This is a genomic window from Bacillus sp. JAS24-2 (assembly GCF_008274905.1).
GTDB lineage: Bacteria > Bacillota > Bacilli > Bacillales > Bacillaceae_G > Bacillus_A > Bacillus_A cereus.
Map to the genome: position 1 here is coordinate 2,652,502 of NZ_CP031068.1, position 16,240 is coordinate 2,668,741.

Consider the following 16,240-nt stretch of genomic DNA (forward strand, 5'->3'; position numbering starts at 1 on the left):
ATATTTTTTTATAAATAATTGCACTTTCTTCTATATTTTTCATCATTTTCATAAAAAAAATCATCTAAAATGAATTAGATGATCGAAATGTATGTTTCAATTAAAATAGTGTAGGAGCTTGCACTACATTGTTAAAAGCAAAATTTGAGGATAAGCCATTATTCAAAAGGTTTACATCTATAACTTGATAAAACGCATTTCCAGTGTCTGCAATTTCCCAAACAGCTAAAATAAGATGGTATCCACTACGGTCAGTTGGTACATTCGCTTCGTGCGTTACTGTTGTCCCTGGTCTAGCTCCACCGTCATTTTTTACATAGAATGGCACTAAATCTAAATCTGATCGCGTCAAAGGTTTATTTGGATTCCAACCTTTTTTCGTAATATAATATTTCCACTCTTTCGTACTATGAGGAGCCGTTAGTTTCCACTTGAATGTATTCGTCCCGCCATTTAACGTAACTTTCTTCCACCTATCTACAGTTTGAACATCTAAAGCGGGAAAATGACCAGCCCCTGCAATTTGTCCATCAGAAGGTCCTAGTTGTGGAAATCCACCTATCCCTTCTACACTTTGTGGTTCATATTGAATTGGTCCACAATTTACATTTACACCTTGCTTACATAAATAAGATCGGCTCGCTGGTGATTCTACATATCCATGAGCTGAAGCCTTTTCTGAAAACCCAAATGTTAATAATCCCGTAAGTAATACGCCACCACTTAAAATAACTTTCTTCATCTTTTGTAAACTATTCTTTTTCATTCTTTCATCCCCTTCCCATAATAAAGCGAAAATAACTATAGTTGGCTAGTCATCTTCTCTACATTTATTATAAGACGAGAATCATTACTAAAAGAACCCTCTAAAAACTTTCTCAAATTCATTTAGTGCGTTAATTAGATTATAATTAACTATTTTAACACCGCCAGAAAAATATAGACGGTGTTAAAAATAGTCGTTTATTATTCACTTACTAATAATTAAGTACTCTCCCCGTTTGATTATAACTTAAATGTTTTTATAATAAAGAACCGTAGCATCTAACTTTCCATTCGGAGAAATTGCATACCCTGGTATTGTTCCAACTTCTTGGTAGTCTAGTGATTTGTACAATTTATTGGAAGGATCTCCTTCTCTAGTATCTAATACTAAAAGAGACCTGTTTTCTTGCTTTGCTCGTTCCTCTGCTTTTTGCATAAGCGATCGTCCAATACCGTTTCGTCTAAAGTTTGGATGAGTCATTAATTTGCAAATCTCAGCTCTATGAATTCCGTTAGGCTTAGTAACTAATTGTAATTGAATACTCCCTGCTACTTCGTTGTTTATTTTAGCCACATACAATATCACTTCTGGCGCTAATACTGTTTGCCAATACTTTGTTGCATCTTTTTGTTCCAGTGGAGGCAAAAAACCAATTGATGCCCCATCATTTACAACCATTTTCAAAAGTTTCGAAAGTTCTTCTATATCATTTTCTAGTTTCTTAATTTCTTCAATTACTAAATTTCGCATTACTTTTCCCCCTTTTGTTTCATTGTAACAATTTTTAAAGAAGGAATAATGAAATAATAAGAGGAATTTATAGTTAAGATATGATTTTTTGTGAAAGGATAACGATATGAAATATATATTAGATAGAACGTACGCAAAAGAATTACTCGAATGGGCATATGAACAAAACCCGGGCCCTTGGTTTGAACATTCACTACATGTTGCTCATGCAACTGAAAACATAATTATAGAACTTATAAAAAAAGGGTACAAGCTAGATGCTGACATAGCATATAACGCTGCCCTTTTGCATGATATCGGAAGATACAAAGGTTTTACCAAATCGGTCATTCATTCCTATGATGGTTATATGTATATGAATGATTTAGGGTATACAGGAAACGCTGTTATTTGTGTGACACACTCATTCCCATGCAAAAATGAACATATAGATATCGCAGCAGAATGGAGTCTCGTTCCTGACCATATGAGAAGCCGGTTAGTTGAAATATTAAATGAACATTGTAACTACGACTTATACAATAAAGTAATTACTCTTTGTGACGCTCTTGCTGATGCGGATGGCTTTACTACGCTGGAAAGAAGATTAATTTCTGTTGGTTTGCGTCATGGTACAACATCTCATACATCTTTACATTGGAAAGGGTTTTATGCGATTAAGAAAGAATTAGAAGCTTTAATCGGTAAGAGTATATACACAGTTCTTCCTGATGTAGAAAAATCTATTTATAAAGATATAGAATATTAAAGTAAATACAAATTGAAAACGATAAAATTTGTATGTATGTTTCTAAAAGACTCTTTCAAAAATGGAGGGATTTCTTATTAGTAAAATAGGATTTGACTTGATAAACCTTGAGGGGAATTTTGAATTTGGATATGAAGATATAAAAAAGATTTCTATGAGATGTAAATTTTCTAACTGTTCACATACAAACGAACCAAACTGCGCGGTTAAAAGAGCTATCTCTGACGGTGCTCTTTCTGAAGAAGTAGTTAACAGTTACTATAGAGATTTTAATGAGGCACATTATGTTTCTAAACAGAAAAATAAAACAAAAGCCATTGATTATATGAAGCAATTGAAGCTTTTTACAAAACCTTAAAATTAAATAAATAGTTGTTATTTCTCATTCCTACTAAATTTTAAATTCTCCCATTATTGTATAACCATAAATTGAACCCATCCTAGATAATTTTTATACTCAAATTTAATTTCACATAAAAAACGTTTTAAACATAAAGTTTAAAACGTTTTTTTATTCAATGCTTTTGATTTTTCAATTCTGTTAAACACTCTTGCACTAAAGTTACCGCTTGACTCATCGCAGCTCCGCCAGCAAATGCTGCTGAAACACCACATGCTTCTAGAATCTCTTTATCCGAACATCCTTGATCAAGACAACCTTTTGTATGATAAATTGTACAATACTCATCTTGCGTTGCTAAACTAATTCCTAATGCAATAAGTTGTTTTTCTCTTTTTGTTAAAGAACCCTCTTGAAAACAAGCTTGCGTGAACGCATTATATGTCTCAGCGATTTCAGGAATTTGATTTGTAAAACTACCTATACCTTCTTTATAATGATGTAGAATATCATTTATCGAACTATGTTGCTCATGTTCCATCTTATTCCCTCCAGTCATATTATCCATACTTATTGTAGTATGTGATGAAATGGAGGCAATATACCCTCTTTTAAATTAAGAATTTTCAATTAATTTTAGTTATAATTTTAAATTATCATCGACAATAACTTTTTCTCTAGAACTTTTTCTTTCAACCTCTTTACTTCTTTCTTCCCAAAATGTTAATCCTTCAATCCCCACATTTTTAGGATTAAATACTGGATCTTTCCCTTCTTTTTTCTGCGTTTCATAATCTTTTAACACTTTTAATGCGGTTTTACTTAAAAGTAAGATTGCGATTAAGTTTAACCATGCCATACTACCGATTCCTAAATCTCCAAGATTCCATAAAAGCGACGCTGATTCAACGCTACCGATGTAAACCATAATTAAAAATCCAAATTTCAAAACTGGTTTTAACCAGCCATACTTCAGTTGACGATCTAAATAAGTAAGTGTCGTTTCAGCGATATAGTAATAAGCGAGTAACGTTGTAAATGCAAAAAAGAAAATCGCAATTGAAATAAATATTGGACCAAACCCTGTTATCACAGTTTCAACTGCTTGTTGTGTATAAATTGGACCAGCTTCCACATTTCCTATGTTTTGTACAATGGCGGTTTTCCCTTCAGGTATAACATTATACATACCTGTTATTAAAATCATAAGAGCTGTCGCTGTACATACGACAATTGTATCGATATATACGGAAAACGCTTGAACTAATCCTTGTTTTGCGGGATGCGATACTTCAGCACCCGCCGAACTATACGTCGCTTCTCCGACACCAGCAACGTTTGAAAATACAGCGCGTTTTACGCCCCATGCAATAGCTGCACCAACAATTCCACTAAACATTTCATTTACACCAAATGCGCTAGAGAAAATTAAAGCAAACATCCTTGGAATCTCCGTTACATTCGCAATTAATATGATACATGTAACAATTACATAACCAATTGCCATAAATGGAACAAGCATTTGAGAAACGCCAGCAATTCTCTTTACACCACCAAAAATAATTGCTGCTAGTAACACGACTAAAAATATACCAGTTATATATTTGCTAATACCATTAGAGTTTTCAAATCCAACTGCGATACTACTAGATTGAATACCTGGTAATAACACGCCATATGAAAGTGTTACAACTACTGCTACAATGACTGCAAACCACTTCATTTTCAAACCTTTCTCAATGAAATATGGAGTACCGCCGCGATATTCATTCCCTACTTTACTTTTGTATACTTGAGATAATGTTGATTCTACAAACGCGCTCGCTGCCCCTAACAAAGCCATTGCCCACATCCAAAATACAGCTCCAGGACCGCCGAAAGCAATTGCTGTCGCTACCCCTGCAATATTACCAATTCCAACTCTTCCTGATAAGGCTAAACAAAATGCCTGAAAAGATGATATTCCCGTCTCTGAACTCTTTCCTTCAAATAATAGTTTAATCATCTCTTTAAAATAACGGATTTGCAAAAAGCGTGTTGCAATCGTGAAATATACGCCTGCCCCTAATGCAAAAACAACTAAACCGATACTCCACACTTGCCCTACTAACCATTCTACTAAATTCTCCATCCAAATCCCCCTTATCATTCTTTGGAAAAGTAATTTTGTATATAAAAAAAAACGGACAACTATTATCAAACTTTCTAGTTGTCCGCATCTTTCATTATTTCATCCCTCAATTTTTATCAGTAAAACGCCCTATTACTTTATATTTACCCAAACACTTTTCACTTCTGTATAATTATCAAGCGCATATGAACCTAATTCGCGGCCAATACCAGATTGTTTATATCCACCAAATGGTGTAGCTGCATTTTCTAAGTTATAATCATTAATCCACACTGTTCCTGCTTTTAATTTATTTGCTACTTGATGACCCGTTTTGATATTTTGCGTCCATACACCCGCAGCAAGGCCATAGGATGAGTTGTTCGCTCGTTCAATTACTTCTTCTGTCGAATCAAATGGAAGTACGACAACAACTGGTCCAAATATTTCTTCCTTAACGATTGTCATATTGTCTGTAACATCTGTGAATATAGTTGGCTTAACGAAATAACCTTTTTCAAGCGCACGTTCGCCACCAGCCGCAACTGTAGCACCTTCTTTCTTCCCTTGCTCAATGTAATTTAACACACGCTCTTGTTGTTTCTTAGATACGAGTGGACCCATTTCCGTTCCTTTCTCCATACCTGCTCCAAGTTTTACGTTGTTCGCCATTTTCACAAGTGCATCTACTACAGTTTCATAATGTTTACGATGAACAAATACACGTGATCCTGCGCTACAATTTTGACCGTGATTATACATAATACCTTGGAATGCACCATTTATCGCTTCTTCCAAGTCCGCATCTTCTAAAATGATATTTGGTGATTTTCCGCCAAGCTCTAACGTTACATGCTTAATCATTTCTGCAGATTGACGCATAATATACTTTCCTGTAACAGTAGATCCTGTAAAAGCAACTTTATCAATGTCATGATGATTTACAATTGCAGCCCCTGCTTCAGGACCAAAGCCTGATACAAAGTTTACAACGCCGTTTGGAAATCCAGCCTCTTTAAAGAGTTTCGCTGTATATAGTAAAGATAAAGGCGTTTGCTCTGCTGGCTTTAATACAATCGTACAACCTGTCGCCAGTGCAGCTCCCATTTTCCAAGAAGACATAACAAGCGGAAAATTCCACGGAATAATTTGTCCTACAACACCAACAGGTTCATGTCTCGTATAATTCAAGTAATCTTTTGAAATCGGGATTGTTTGCCCAATAATTTTTGTAGCCCATCCTGCGTAATAACGATAATTTTCTACAGTCGCTGAAATATCATCATCAAGTGCTACTTGATATGGCTTTCCATTATCTAAAGCTTCTAGTTGCGCTAATTCTTCTCTATGTTCTTCAATTAAATCTGCTAATTTATAAATAAGATGCGCTCTTTCAGCAGTAGCCATTTCTGCCCACGGGCCAGATTCAAATGCAGATCTTGCCGCTTTTACTGCAGCATCAATATCCTCTTCTTGCGCTTCACATACGACTGCTAGAACCTCTTCTGTTGCTGGATTGTACGTTTCAAACGTCTTTCCGCCAATAGCAGAAACAAATTCGCCATTAATAAACATTTTAATTTCTTCATTTAAAAACGCTTCCACTTTTGGTTTCAGCTCAATATTTGTCTTTAACATTATGTTCTCCTCCTTATTTAAACAGCTGCATGAGCTGCAATATTTGATAAAAGCGTTTGAAGCTTTTGATCTTCTTCTACAGTTAACCCTAGTCTTGGATAGCGAGAAGGTCCTCCCGCTTGCCCATGTAATTCCATAGAACGTTTAACGATTTGAACATATTTCCCTGATCCTTCAAGAAACTCGCAAAGTGGTAAAATAGCATCGTTTATTTCCCACGCCTTTTCTAATTCACCATTTTGAAAATGCTCATACATTTTTGTAACGAGACCGGGAACGATATTTCCTGCTACTGAAACCCATCCCGAGGCACCAACTAAATATGATTCCATAACTAAATCTTCAGAACCACAGAAGACTTGGAAAGCCCCTTCACTTTGTCTTACTAAATCTCTCGCTTTTCGAATATCTCCGCTAGATTCTTTAATATGTGTAACATTTTCACACTCTTTTCCAATACGGAGCATTAGCTCTGTACTCATATCAACACCAGAAGTAAATGGATTATTGTATAACATAATTGGTATATTTACAGAGTTTGAGATTTCTTTAAAATGAAAATAAATCTCCTCTTCCTTCGGTTTACAATAGTAAGAGTTTATAATTAATGCACAATCCGCTCCGTGCGCTTCTGCATGTTTCGTATATTCAATTGTTTCTTTCGTCGTCTCTGCTGCAGTTCCAACAATAACTGGAATACGGCCATCAATTTCTTTCAACACGGTTGCTACCATTTTAAATCGTTCTTCTTTTGATAAACTTACAAATTCTCCTGTACTTCCATTAATGATGATACCTGCAACGTTTTGTTCGATAAAGTAATTTACATTTTGCTTTACCCCATCCCAATTAATTTCCTGAAATTCATCCATCGGTGTTATTAATACTGGGAATGCCCCTTTAATTTTTTGCATATTTATCTCTCCTTATCACATTTTATTTTAATAAGAAACCTGCAGGAAATGGATCCGTAGAGTCTAATAGAAACGTCTGCATCCCTGTAATAAATCCTCTACTTTCAAAACGGAAAATGTATCCTAGTTCCTCCTTCTTCACTTTTTCCACAGTTATAAAACTATTAAATATACTTTCATTTTTAAAAGGTTTATCCGCCATATAATCATTTTTAAATAACGCATGAACATAGGAAACAATAGTAGAAACAAAACCTGGCGAACGTACGATAAAGTTATCTTCATGAAATGTAATCGACTTTATATGGTTCTTTTCTTTTTGCAAAGGATCTACTAAAATAAGCCTTTTTATTAGCGACTGTTTTTGTATAGCCTGCAGTGTAGCTTCTCCCCATCTTTTCAATTCAGAAATGTTTTCCATGCGAATTTCTGGCGAATACGCACCTTTTTCTACAACTGCATATACTTTATCTGCTTGTATAAGAGAATAACTTACATTACCAACCTGTAAATTTTTCTCAATCATATAGCATAGTTTGCTTTCAAACGAAACCGATATAACTTCATCATTCTCTACATACGCATGAACTAAAAATATTCCACATAACGTTTCAATTTTGTATTGATTGGACTCTCTCTTTTTTAAATACCCACTTTCGAGTAACATCGTTATTACTGCAACAATGCCTCCATAATGAAGCGGAACCGAACCTTCATGATTAAAAAATAATACAGCTGCATCCACTTCGTTATAGATAGATGGAACGACAATACACCCATTCAAACCGATAAAACCACGTGGTTCATTTAATAAAAGCTTCATCTCTTCTGCTAATTCACCTGAAAATTGTTCATTTAATTGCTCCAAACTGTAGTAGTATTTGCATGGTACGTCTTTCATTACACGAAATGCCTCGCCATTTACATGTACGTCTACTGCTGTATACATTTTTTGAATGTTCATTTTATATCCTCCGTTTCATGTTCCATCGGCGGAATTAGCAAAAATCCTTCTTTAAGTGGATCCATTTCATTGTAAAAAAATCTATGCATACCCATAAGCCAAGCTGATCCCGTAATTTTCGTTATGACAGCTTCAATATTTTCAACATGTGTCGTATTCATGACATATCCTTTAAATAAAGAACCAACGATACTCTCATGAATGAACTCTTCACCAATTTCGATTTCTTTCTGAGCGTATAATACAGCTAGCTTCGCAGATGTTCCTGTACCGCATGGAGATCGATCTATTCCGCCTGGTGGTACAACAACTGTATTTTTCACATGCGCACATTCATGAGTAGGATCTGTATAAAATTCAACATGTGTTAATCCTCTTATAAACGAATACTCTGGATGAGTGATTTCAAACTTCTCATTAATTGTGTTTCTTATATGAATCGCCTTATCGATGATTGTAGATGCATTTTCTGGTACTAATTCTAGATCTACTGATTTCGCATCAATAATGGCATAAAAATTCCCTCCATACGCAATATCAGCCTCTATAGTTCCAATGTCTTTCACTTGTACAGTAATATTTTTCAATAAAAAAGCTGGTATGTTACAGAAAGATACTTCTTTTGCTTTTCCATCTTGAACAGCAATATCTACTTCAACTAAGCCAGCCGGTGTATCTAGTTTTAAAGAAGTAATCGGTTCAACTACCGGAATTAAACCTGATTCAACTAACGCTGTACATACACCGATTGTATCGTGACCACACATCGGTAAATATCCACCTGTCTCTATGTATATAACACCTATATCAGCCTCAGGATGACACGGGTCTGTTAATAATGCTCCTGACATTACATCATGACCACGCGGTTCATTCATTAACAATTTTCGAATCCAATCATACTCCTTTTTCATATGTAACATCTTCTCTGCCATCGTCTCTCCAATCAACTTTGGAAGTCCACTAATTAATGTCCTCGTTGGATTCCCACCTGTGTGTGTATCAATCGTCGTAAAGACTCTTTGTGACCTCATCCGTTTAACACCCTTTCTGTAAAACGACTCAAACGAAGTGGTTCAATAGGAATAATTGTCTCTTTTTCATTTAATAACTCTTCAATTACTTTTCCAGTAACTGCTGCAAGACTAATCCCATCACCTTCATGTCCAGCGGCAATGAAATAATTCGGAATATGTTCCACTCGTGAAATAATCGGTAAATGATCTTCTGTCCACGGACGTAAACCAGCGTAAGAACGAATTACCATCATATCTGCCATTTTCGGATAAAAACGAATTGCTCTATTTGCGATACATTTAATGACTTCATTATTTATCCTCGTATGAAATCCTACAAATTCACGACTACTACCAATTAAGAAATTTTGACTTTCAGTAGGCTCAAATACGAGCGCAACCCCGTATTTTTCAGTTAAAGCATCCACTTTTCGTTTTCCGCCAAATTTAGAAATTAAATAACCGAATTCCATTACTTTACGGCATCCTACGTGTTGTTGCCTTGAAGCTACAATAATATGCCCTTTTCTCGGTTCAATTGGTATATTTATATTTAACATCTGACCAATCTTAGGAGCCCACACACCGGCTGCATTTACAACTTGTTGTGCTGTAAAAGTTCCATTCGTAGTTTCTACAACAAATGAACCATCCGTCTCTATTTCCATACTCTTTACTTCCGTCTGCTTAAAAGCTTTTGCCCCAAACTTTTGTGCCTCTGACAGAAGCGAGAAAGCAAGGAGATATGGATTCACAGTTGAATCCGTCGCACATTCTAAACCGCCTAATAAATCATCAGCAAAAAAAGGCGACTCTTCCCTTATATCTTGCCTATCAAGCATTCGAAACGGTAATCCAGCTTCTTTTTGCCGATTTACCCATTGCTGCGCAGCTTCCATCTCTTCGTCTGACTCACATACGAGAATACTTCCTGGTGCCCTATATTCAAATGAATGCTCTAATTCTTCACTTAAATCAGTTACTAATTTTTGACTTACTAAAGACATTTGACTATCAAATCCCGGGTCTTTATCAATGGCCAAAATATTCCCATCACACCGTGAAGACGTCCCGCTGACAAATTCCCCTTTTTCAATGATTGTTACGTCTCTTCCGTATTTTGAAGTGTAATAAGCGATAGAACACCCTATTATTCCACCACCTATAATTAAAACGTCGCAGTGCCTCACAATATACTCCTCCTTTCCTAGCCCTCTCACTTTCTTTTTATGCAATTGACGTGCCAATTCTGTACATATACAATTTTTATAAATAATATTTTTATTTGTAAAAATATTTTAAATTTATAGTAAATAAGTGTATTATTTTTTTATCACTGTCAAAATTTTTATACATAACAGGAGGACATTATGGAATTCTCATTTCCGACTATACAAGAATTTTTGGAAAGCGTTTTAATCAATCATACATGTAGCCTTGATCGCATTAAGAAAATAAACGAAAGGTTTTATTACCTCCCTTCTACTACAGAAGAATATAATTGCGCAATTATTTATGTAGATGACTCATTCACTGCATTAATTGACGCTTTTTCTTATGAATTAGCTGTTATCATCCTTAACGAAAACGATGAGCCGATATGCTGTATAACTTCTCAGCAAATGATTCCATTTCTTTATAAGTCCTACAATGAACTACAGTCATTTTATGACACTGTAATACAAACAACTGACTCTTCTGTTACAGTAATTGATAGTAAAGAATGCGTTCGAACTTGGACAGATGGTGCTGAAAAAATATTTTCAGTCAACCATAATGAGATTATTGGGCAACCGATTACTCGTTTTTTTGATTATAAAGACTTGGAAATTTTACAATCTTTACATGATGGAAAAAGCATAGTCGCTCAGTTCCATCAGCCTCGCCCCGATTTATTCGTATTAATTAATTCAAATCCAGTTTATTGTAATGATGAAATTATAGGAGCAGTCGTTTCAGAAACAGATGTTACAAATCAAGTCGCTTTAAATGAAAAACTATTTAATATGTCACATGAAATGCACCGTTTAGAACAAGAAGTGGCAAAGTATAAAGATGAATCCGATCCATTCCTTGCGATGAATGGAAAAAGTCCTGTTATACAAAGAACGATACAATTAGCTAGAAAAGTTTGTTCGGTGAAATCAACTGTTTTAATACTTGGGGAAAGCGGAGTTGGAAAAGAAGTATTTGCGAAAGCAATTCATGAAGCAAGTGAAGCAGCGAAGGCGCCTTTCATTTCGATTAACTGCGGGGCAATTCCAGAAGCATTATTTGAAAGTGAATTATTCGGTTACGAGCGTGGGGCGTTTTCTGGAGCAAATAGTAAAGGAAGAAAAGGTAAAATTGAACTCGCGCAAGGCGGTACTTTATTTCTTGATGAAATAGGTGAAATGCCACTTGATATGCAAGTAAAACTGTTACGTGTACTGCAAGAGCGAAAGTATTACCGAGTTGGTGGTGAAAAAGAAATTAATATTGATTTCCGTATTATCGCTGCTACAAATCGTGATTTACAAGAAGAAATGAGAAAAGGAACTTTCCGAGAAGATTTATATTACCGCTTAAATGTAGTTAGCTTGCAGATTCCACCGCTGCGCGAAAGACGCGAGGATATTATTGAATTAACCTATTCTTTCTTAAACGATTTTTCAATCAACTATAACAGACCAATTCGTGACTTACCTTCAAGCATTATGCATGAACTGCTTCATTACAATTGGCCAGGTAATATTCGCGAACTTCGAAACGTTGTTGAACGGCTTGTGGTATTCGCAACAGACGGAATTATAAAACAAGAATATTTACCATTTCATACGACTGAAACTTTAGACAACCATACAGCCCATTCCCTATTACTCAGCAACAATAATACAATCCTTTCTTTACAAGAAGAGATGGATGAGCATGAGAAAAAAGTTATTGAAAGGGCTTTACGAATTTTAAATGGGAATAAATTAGAATGCGCAAAACAACTTGGTGTAACAAGGGCTACTTTATATAACCGTTTAAAGAAACTTGGACTTCAATAAAGAATCAGTATGCACCGATCAGGCGTTTACAGGTAGCCCTCTCTCCCTCCTCTATATTGGCATGATTTTTGCATATATAATTTGTGAAAACCGAACTAGAGGAGGAATACATATGACAAATAAAAACAACTTAATCGTTTGTCGTTGTGAAGAGGTTACATATGGGCAACTTCAATCGACAATTGCTAAATATAACTGCTCGGCAAGAGAATTAAAACTAAGAACACGTGCTGGCATGGGATTTTGCGGTGGTCGCACATGCAGAATAATGATAGATCGAATGATTGAAAATGCGAATCCTGACGTAACTCTTAATGAACTACCGTTAAAATATCAACCACCAATACGTGCAGTTACTTTTGGATCGGTAGGTGAAAGTAAATGAGTAGAATTACACATCACCCTATTTTAGGTACTTTACAAAGTAGTGAGCGTATTACCTTTCAATTTAACGGTCATCAATACGGAGCATATGAACATGAAACGATAGCTGCTGCCCTGTTAGCAAATGGAATTAGGACATTAAGAGTTCATGAAGATAGCGGAACACCGCGAGGTATTTATTGTAATATCGGACACTGTTCCGAATGCCGCATGACAGTAAATAATCAAACAAATGTACGCGCATGCTTAACTGTTGTAGAAGAAAACATGGTTGTTGAAAGCGGGAAACAGCATCCGAATATCGTGAGAGAGATGGTGAAAAAACGATGAGTGATGTAATTATTATTGGTGCAGGGCCAGCGGGATTATCTGCTTCTATTTCTTGTGCTCGTTTCGGACTAAAAGTGCTCGTTATTGATGAATTTATGAAGCCGGGCGGAAGATTGTTAGGACAGTTGCATCAAGAGCCTACTGGAGAATGGTGGAACGGAATAAAAGAATCGAAGCGACTTCATGAAGAAGCAGAATCACTTTCAGTACATATCAGGTGCGGTGTTTCGGTCTATAATTTAGATAGAGATGAAAACAATTGGTTTGTACATACTAATATCGGTACGTTAGAAGCACCTTTCGTACTACTTGCTACTGGAGCTGCGGAATATTCTATTCCCCTTCCTGGCTGGACACTTCCAGGAGTGATGTCAATTGGAGCAGCTCAAGTTATGACAAATGTTCATCGCGTGCAAGTTGGAAAAAAAGGAATTATTATTGGTGCTAACATTTTGTCTTTCGCCATTTTAAGTGAATTGCAATTAGCGGGAATTACAGTGGATCATATTGTACTCCCTGAGAAAAGCGAGTTAAGTCAAAAAGCTGGTGAACCTGAAGAAGTTTTAAACTCTCTTTTAAATGCAGCACATCTCGCTCCTTCTGCTATTTTGCGAATAGGTAGCCACTTTATGAAATATGATTGGGTTCGAAAAGCTGGATTAACATTCTATCCAAACAGCGGAATGAAAATAAACGGAACGCCACTTCACCTTCGGAAAGCAGCTCTTGAAATTATCGGAACAGATCAAGTTGAAGGTGTACGTGTTGCTAATATTGACTCTAAAGGAAATGTTATTAATGGATCAGAGAAAATATATGAAGCAGATTTTGTTTGTATTGCCGGGGGATTATACCCACTTGCCGAACTTGCAGCTGTAGCTGGTTGTCCCTTCCATTACATTTCAGAATTAGGTGGACACGTTCCTCTCCATTCCGAAACAATGGAAACTCCTCTTCCTGGTTTATTTGTAGCTGGCAATATTACAGGCATTGAAAGCGGAAAAATTGCGATGGCGCAAGGAACAGTTGCAGGTCTATCTATTGCTAAATATGCAAGCAAAAAACGTGATATAGTCGACCAACAATTATCTCACGCCATTCAAAACGTTCACTTTGTTCGTCAGAAATCTGCAATTCAGTTTAATCCGATGGTAGATATCGGTAGACGAAAGATGAATGAAATTTGGCGTGATTACTCATCTACATATGCACATACTAAAAAGAGCTGCTGAGATTATTCTCAACAGCTCTCTTCTCTACTCATCTGAGTTATTAAATTTCGCTAATGCGTAAATGCCTTCTTCATCATCTAATTCAAGTTGTAATCTCGCTGCGAATGGATTGACATTATATTCTCTGTCAAGCAATAAGCGTAAAGCTTCGATTAAGTTTGCTTGAATTAAAATTTGCTGGCGACCATTTACCTCTACTTCCGCAGAGAAACCGTAGTCGTCATCATACATGAGTTCAACTAATACTTCTTCTGGACCCACTTGTCTTTTTTCAGCGATATATATACAAAGCGCATTTATAAGCTCTTGTTCAGAAATTTTTATTGTTTCCATGCTACTTCATCTGCCTTCTTCTTACGTTGGTCTTTGAAGTATTTAAATGCACGAACTGCTAACATTACGATACCAGCCATTACTAACATATTTACCATAAATGCTAATACAGAACCAAGAGCTCCCATATTTGCAAATAAGCTACCCATTAGTAAACCACCAAGACCACCTAGTAATAAACCTTTCATAAAGCTTCCTTTATTACTTTTTGGTGCCGTGTTTGTTGCTTTCGTTTTTGAATCTGGAGTCGTTTTTTGAGAATTTACATTTGAGTCTTTTTTGTTTAAATCAACTTTTGACTTTTGACCTGAACTTGGTGTAAATGATTTTTTACCAGATTTGTAACTTTTCGCTGCTGCATGATCTACGAGCATAAAGCTGCTAGCCCCAAAGATAACCATGAATGCTGTCATTACTGCTACAAGTTTTTTCAACATATTATATCCATTCTCCTTTTATATAGATATATGTGAAATCTATCTTTCTAGTAAATTCAGAATGATAGATTTGTTTTTAAGAACATTTTAAAGGTTCTTATGAACTTATTATATGAACTTTTGTCGAAATATGCAAGTATTATTTACTTTCAACAGTTTGGTCACAAAGGAAAAATTAAGCAAAACAGAATTGACTTTAAATGAAACAAAACATATTATAAGTTCATAAGAACTTTTTATTATTTTGGAGGTGAAAAGATGGAAACATTTCATCTCACACGAAACGAAATGGCTACCCTTCTTCTATCACTAAGAGGATGGAATACGAAAAAGCCTCTCGGTATTTTACAAGAAGCTTGGGCAAAGTCACATAAAAAAGATATTGAAAGCGGACAAAGCGTTACAGCTTTTATTACTACCGCACTTTCACCTATTTTTGAAAAGCTGATTAAAATTGACGATACTGATGTCGGTTTTTCTTTAAATGAAATAGTTGCGCTTGGCAATCAGATTGAAAACACAAGTTTCTCTGTAACTGCTATGCAAAACTGGGTGAAACGAGATATAAAAGAAATGATTGGCTCTCCTCAAAAAGGGAAAAAATATTCAATTGAACAAGCAGCCTTACTATTTATTGTCGAAGATTTAAAAACAGCACTTGATTTTGAATCCATTCGTAAGCTATTACGCCTTATTGTAAATGATCCAGCTGATCGAAGTGATGATTTAATCAATCCTGTTCATTTATATGTAGCATACTCTTCTTTATTTGAAGAACTCAATCAAGGAAATTGCTTACAATTAAATGCAACAGATACCGTTCATACAATTGAAAACATCGTAAAAGAAAAAGCTGATAAAATCGCAAGTAAGTTCGATCAAATTAATAACGAACAACGCGAAGCAATTCGTAACGCTATTATTATTGCGACCCTTTCTGTACATACCGCTTATGTACAAATGTTAGCAAAGCGTTACGTAACAGCAACTTTATTTTTACAGAACTTAGATGTGAAGCCTTAAAAAATAGGAGCAGAAATGCTTCTATTTTTTTATGAGAAATTTTTAATAATCTTTTCATTAACCCTTCATGAAAACGTAGCTTATATACTTTACTATAATACTTATGAGAGACATAAAAGAATTGAAATAGCAATCCCCTATGTAAATAAGGTATAATCTACATATAGTGAACCTTTTACGTAATTAAATAAAAGGTTCTTATACTCAAAAATTCATAAACTAG

The 16,240-nt window shown here is 35.4% G+C and carries 18 protein-coding genes; 7 read left to right on the plus strand and 11 right to left on the minus strand.

The window, feature by feature from the left end; all coding sequences use genetic code 11:
• Positions 1 to 100: 100 nt before the first annotated feature.
• Together DN407_RS13755 and DN407_RS13760 are read right to left on the minus strand one after the other, a co-directional pair.
• Positions 101 to 766 (minus strand): lytic polysaccharide monooxygenase, encoded by a 666-nt coding sequence (locus DN407_RS13755; RefSeq protein ID WP_000742279.1) that lies wholly within the window; start codon positions 764 to 766, stop codon positions 101 to 103.
• Between the two features lie 246 nt (positions 767 to 1,012).
• On the minus strand, positions 1,013 to 1,516 hold the full coding sequence (locus DN407_RS13760) for a GNAT family N-acetyltransferase (protein ID WP_001245250.1): 504 nt from the start codon (positions 1,514 to 1,516) through the stop codon (positions 1,013 to 1,015).
• A 106-nt stretch (positions 1,517 to 1,622) separates the two neighbouring features.
• Between DN407_RS13760 and DN407_RS13765 the strand changes: the two genes are divergently transcribed.
• Positions 1,623 to 2,264: an HD domain-containing protein gene (locus DN407_RS13765; protein WP_098022658.1), complete on the plus strand. Its 642-nt coding sequence runs from the start codon at positions 1,623 to 1,625 to the stop codon at positions 2,262 to 2,264.
• 61 nt (positions 2,265 to 2,325) lie between these two features.
• Positions 2,326 to 2,622: a P-loop NTPase family protein gene (locus tag DN407_RS13770; protein ID WP_000398281.1), complete on the plus strand. Its 297-nt coding sequence runs from the start codon at positions 2,326 to 2,328 to the stop codon at positions 2,620 to 2,622.
• Between the two features lie 157 nt (positions 2,623 to 2,779).
• Here the strand turns inward: DN407_RS13770 and DN407_RS13775 are convergent, their stop codons facing one another.
• The 7 genes from DN407_RS13775 to DN407_RS13805 all read right to left on the minus strand — a co-directional run bounded on the left by DN407_RS13775 (position 2,780) and on the right by DN407_RS13805 (position 10,436).
• The gene (locus DN407_RS13775; RefSeq protein ID WP_002005224.1) at positions 2,780 to 3,172 is read right to left on the minus strand and encodes a carboxymuconolactone decarboxylase family protein; all 393 of its coding nucleotides are present in this window, start codon (positions 3,170 to 3,172) and stop codon (positions 2,780 to 2,782) included.
• Positions 3,173 to 3,244: 72 nt separating this feature from the next.
• The gene (locus tag DN407_RS13780; RefSeq protein ID WP_149216375.1) at positions 3,245 to 4,735 is read right to left on the minus strand and encodes an alanine/glycine:cation symporter family protein; all 1,491 of its coding nucleotides are present in this window, start codon (positions 4,733 to 4,735) and stop codon (positions 3,245 to 3,247) included.
• Positions 4,736 to 4,867: 132 nt separating this feature from the next.
• A complete protein-coding gene (locus DN407_RS13785; protein WP_000920983.1) occupies positions 4,868 to 6,352 on the minus strand; it encodes an aldehyde dehydrogenase family protein in 1,485 nt (494 codons plus the stop codon).
• Between the two features lie 17 nt (positions 6,353 to 6,369).
• Complete coding sequence (dapA, locus tag DN407_RS13790) at positions 6,370 to 7,266, minus strand: 4-hydroxy-tetrahydrodipicolinate synthase (protein ID WP_149216376.1); 897 nt, start codon at positions 7,264 to 7,266, stop codon at positions 6,370 to 6,372.
• A 22-nt stretch (positions 7,267 to 7,288) separates the two neighbouring features.
• Positions 7,289 to 8,230, minus strand: a complete 942-nt coding sequence (locus DN407_RS13795) for a proline racemase family protein (protein ID WP_149216377.1) — start codon at positions 8,228 to 8,230, stop codon at positions 7,289 to 7,291.
• On the minus strand, positions 8,227 to 9,264 hold the full coding sequence (locus tag DN407_RS13800) for a proline racemase family protein (protein ID WP_001257540.1): 1,038 nt from the start codon (positions 9,262 to 9,264) through the stop codon (positions 8,227 to 8,229). The genes DN407_RS13795 and DN407_RS13800 overlap by 4 nt, the downstream gene beginning before the upstream one ends.
• Complete coding sequence (locus tag DN407_RS13805; RefSeq protein ID WP_016118066.1) at positions 9,261 to 10,436, minus strand: NAD(P)/FAD-dependent oxidoreductase; 1,176 nt, start codon at positions 10,434 to 10,436, stop codon at positions 9,261 to 9,263. The genes DN407_RS13800 and DN407_RS13805 overlap by 4 nt, the downstream gene beginning before the upstream one ends.
• Positions 10,437 to 10,616: 180 nt before the next feature.
• Between DN407_RS13805 and DN407_RS13810 the strand changes: the two genes are divergently transcribed.
• The 4 genes from DN407_RS13810 (at position 10,617) to DN407_RS13825 (ending at position 14,224) form a co-directional block, all read left to right on the plus strand.
• Positions 10,617 to 12,278 carry a sigma-54 interaction domain-containing protein gene (locus DN407_RS13810; protein WP_149216378.1) on the plus strand — a complete coding sequence of 554 codons (1,662 nt, stop codon included), beginning with the start codon at positions 10,617 to 10,619 and terminating at the stop codon, positions 12,276 to 12,278.
• A 112-nt stretch (positions 12,279 to 12,390) separates the two neighbouring features.
• Positions 12,391 to 12,663 carry a (2Fe-2S)-binding protein gene (locus tag DN407_RS13815; RefSeq protein WP_149216379.1) on the plus strand — a complete coding sequence of 91 codons (273 nt, stop codon included), beginning with the start codon at positions 12,391 to 12,393 and terminating at the stop codon, positions 12,661 to 12,663.
• Complete coding sequence (locus tag DN407_RS13820; RefSeq protein ID WP_000087067.1) at positions 12,660 to 12,992, plus strand: (2Fe-2S)-binding protein; 333 nt, start codon at positions 12,660 to 12,662, stop codon at positions 12,990 to 12,992. Before DN407_RS13815 ends, DN407_RS13820 begins: the two co-directional genes overlap by 4 nt.
• Positions 12,989 to 14,224 (plus strand): NAD(P)/FAD-dependent oxidoreductase, encoded by a 1,236-nt coding sequence (locus DN407_RS13825; RefSeq protein ID WP_001286106.1) that lies wholly within the window; start codon positions 12,989 to 12,991, stop codon positions 14,222 to 14,224. Before DN407_RS13820 ends, DN407_RS13825 begins: the two co-directional genes overlap by 4 nt.
• Positions 14,225 to 14,248: 24 nt before the next feature.
• On the opposite strand, the gene DN407_RS13830 is transcribed toward DN407_RS13825, so the two are convergent.
• Positions 14,249 to 14,557, minus strand: coding sequence for a YxcD family protein (locus DN407_RS13830; RefSeq protein ID WP_000447747.1), 309 nt, complete (start codon positions 14,555 to 14,557; stop codon positions 14,249 to 14,251).
• On the minus strand, positions 14,545 to 14,994 hold the full coding sequence (locus DN407_RS13835) for a hypothetical protein (protein ID WP_149216380.1): 450 nt from the start codon (positions 14,992 to 14,994) through the stop codon (positions 14,545 to 14,547). The genes DN407_RS13830 and DN407_RS13835 overlap by 13 nt, the downstream gene beginning before the upstream one ends.
• Positions 14,995 to 15,252: 258 nt before the next feature.
• Between DN407_RS13835 and DN407_RS13840 the strand changes: the two genes are divergently transcribed.
• The gene (locus DN407_RS13840) at positions 15,253 to 16,017 is read left to right on the plus strand and encodes a DUF1836 domain-containing protein (RefSeq protein ID WP_000447231.1); all 765 of its coding nucleotides are present in this window, start codon (positions 15,253 to 15,255) and stop codon (positions 16,015 to 16,017) included.
• Positions 16,018 to 16,240: the final 223 nt, after the last annotated feature.

Coding starts and splice junctions, on each gene's coding strand:
- DN407_RS13755 (WP_000742279.1), bottom strand. CDS start 766: ATGAAAAAGAATAGTTTACAAAAGATGAAGAAAGTTATTTTAAGTGGT.
- DN407_RS13760 (WP_001245250.1), bottom strand. CDS start 1,516: ATGCGAAATTTAGTAATTGAAGAAATTAAGAAACTAGAAAATGATATA.
- DN407_RS13765 (WP_098022658.1), top strand. CDS start 1,623: ATGAAATATATATTAGATAGAACGTACGCAAAAGAATTACTCGAATGG.
- DN407_RS13770 (WP_000398281.1), top strand. CDS start 2,326: ATGGAGGGATTTCTTATTAGTAAAATAGGATTTGACTTGATAAACCTT.
- DN407_RS13775 (WP_002005224.1), bottom strand. CDS start 3,172: ATGGATAATATGACTGGAGGGAATAAGATGGAACATGAGCAACATAGT.
- DN407_RS13780 (WP_149216375.1), bottom strand. CDS start 4,735: ATGGAGAATTTAGTAGAATGGTTAGTAGGGCAAGTGTGGAGTATCGGT.
- DN407_RS13785 (WP_000920983.1), bottom strand. CDS start 6,352: ATGTTAAAGACAAATATTGAGCTGAAACCAAAAGTGGAAGCGTTTTTA.
- dapA (WP_149216376.1), bottom strand. CDS start 7,266: ATGCAAAAAATTAAAGGGGCATTCCCAGTATTAATAACACCGATGGAT.
- DN407_RS13795 (WP_149216377.1), bottom strand. CDS start 8,230: ATGAACATTCAAAAAATGTATACAGCAGTAGACGTACATGTAAATGGC.
- DN407_RS13800 (WP_001257540.1), bottom strand. CDS start 9,264: ATGAGGTCACAAAGAGTCTTTACGACGATTGATACACACACAGGTGGG.
- DN407_RS13810 (WP_149216378.1), top strand. CDS start 10,617: ATGGAATTCTCATTTCCGACTATACAAGAATTTTTGGAAAGCGTTTTA.
- DN407_RS13815 (WP_149216379.1), top strand. CDS start 12,391: ATGACAAATAAAAACAACTTAATCGTTTGTCGTTGTGAAGAGGTTACA.
- DN407_RS13820 (WP_000087067.1), top strand. CDS start 12,660: ATGAGTAGAATTACACATCACCCTATTTTAGGTACTTTACAAAGTAGT.
- DN407_RS13825 (WP_001286106.1), top strand. CDS start 12,989: ATGAGTGATGTAATTATTATTGGTGCAGGGCCAGCGGGATTATCTGCT.
- DN407_RS13830 (WP_000447747.1), bottom strand. CDS start 14,557: ATGGAAACAATAAAAATTTCTGAACAAGAGCTTATAAATGCGCTTTGT.
- DN407_RS13835 (WP_149216380.1), bottom strand. CDS start 14,994: ATGTTGAAAAAACTTGTAGCAGTAATGACAGCATTCATGGTTATCTTT.
- DN407_RS13840 (WP_000447231.1), top strand. CDS start 15,253: ATGGAAACATTTCATCTCACACGAAACGAAATGGCTACCCTTCTTCTA.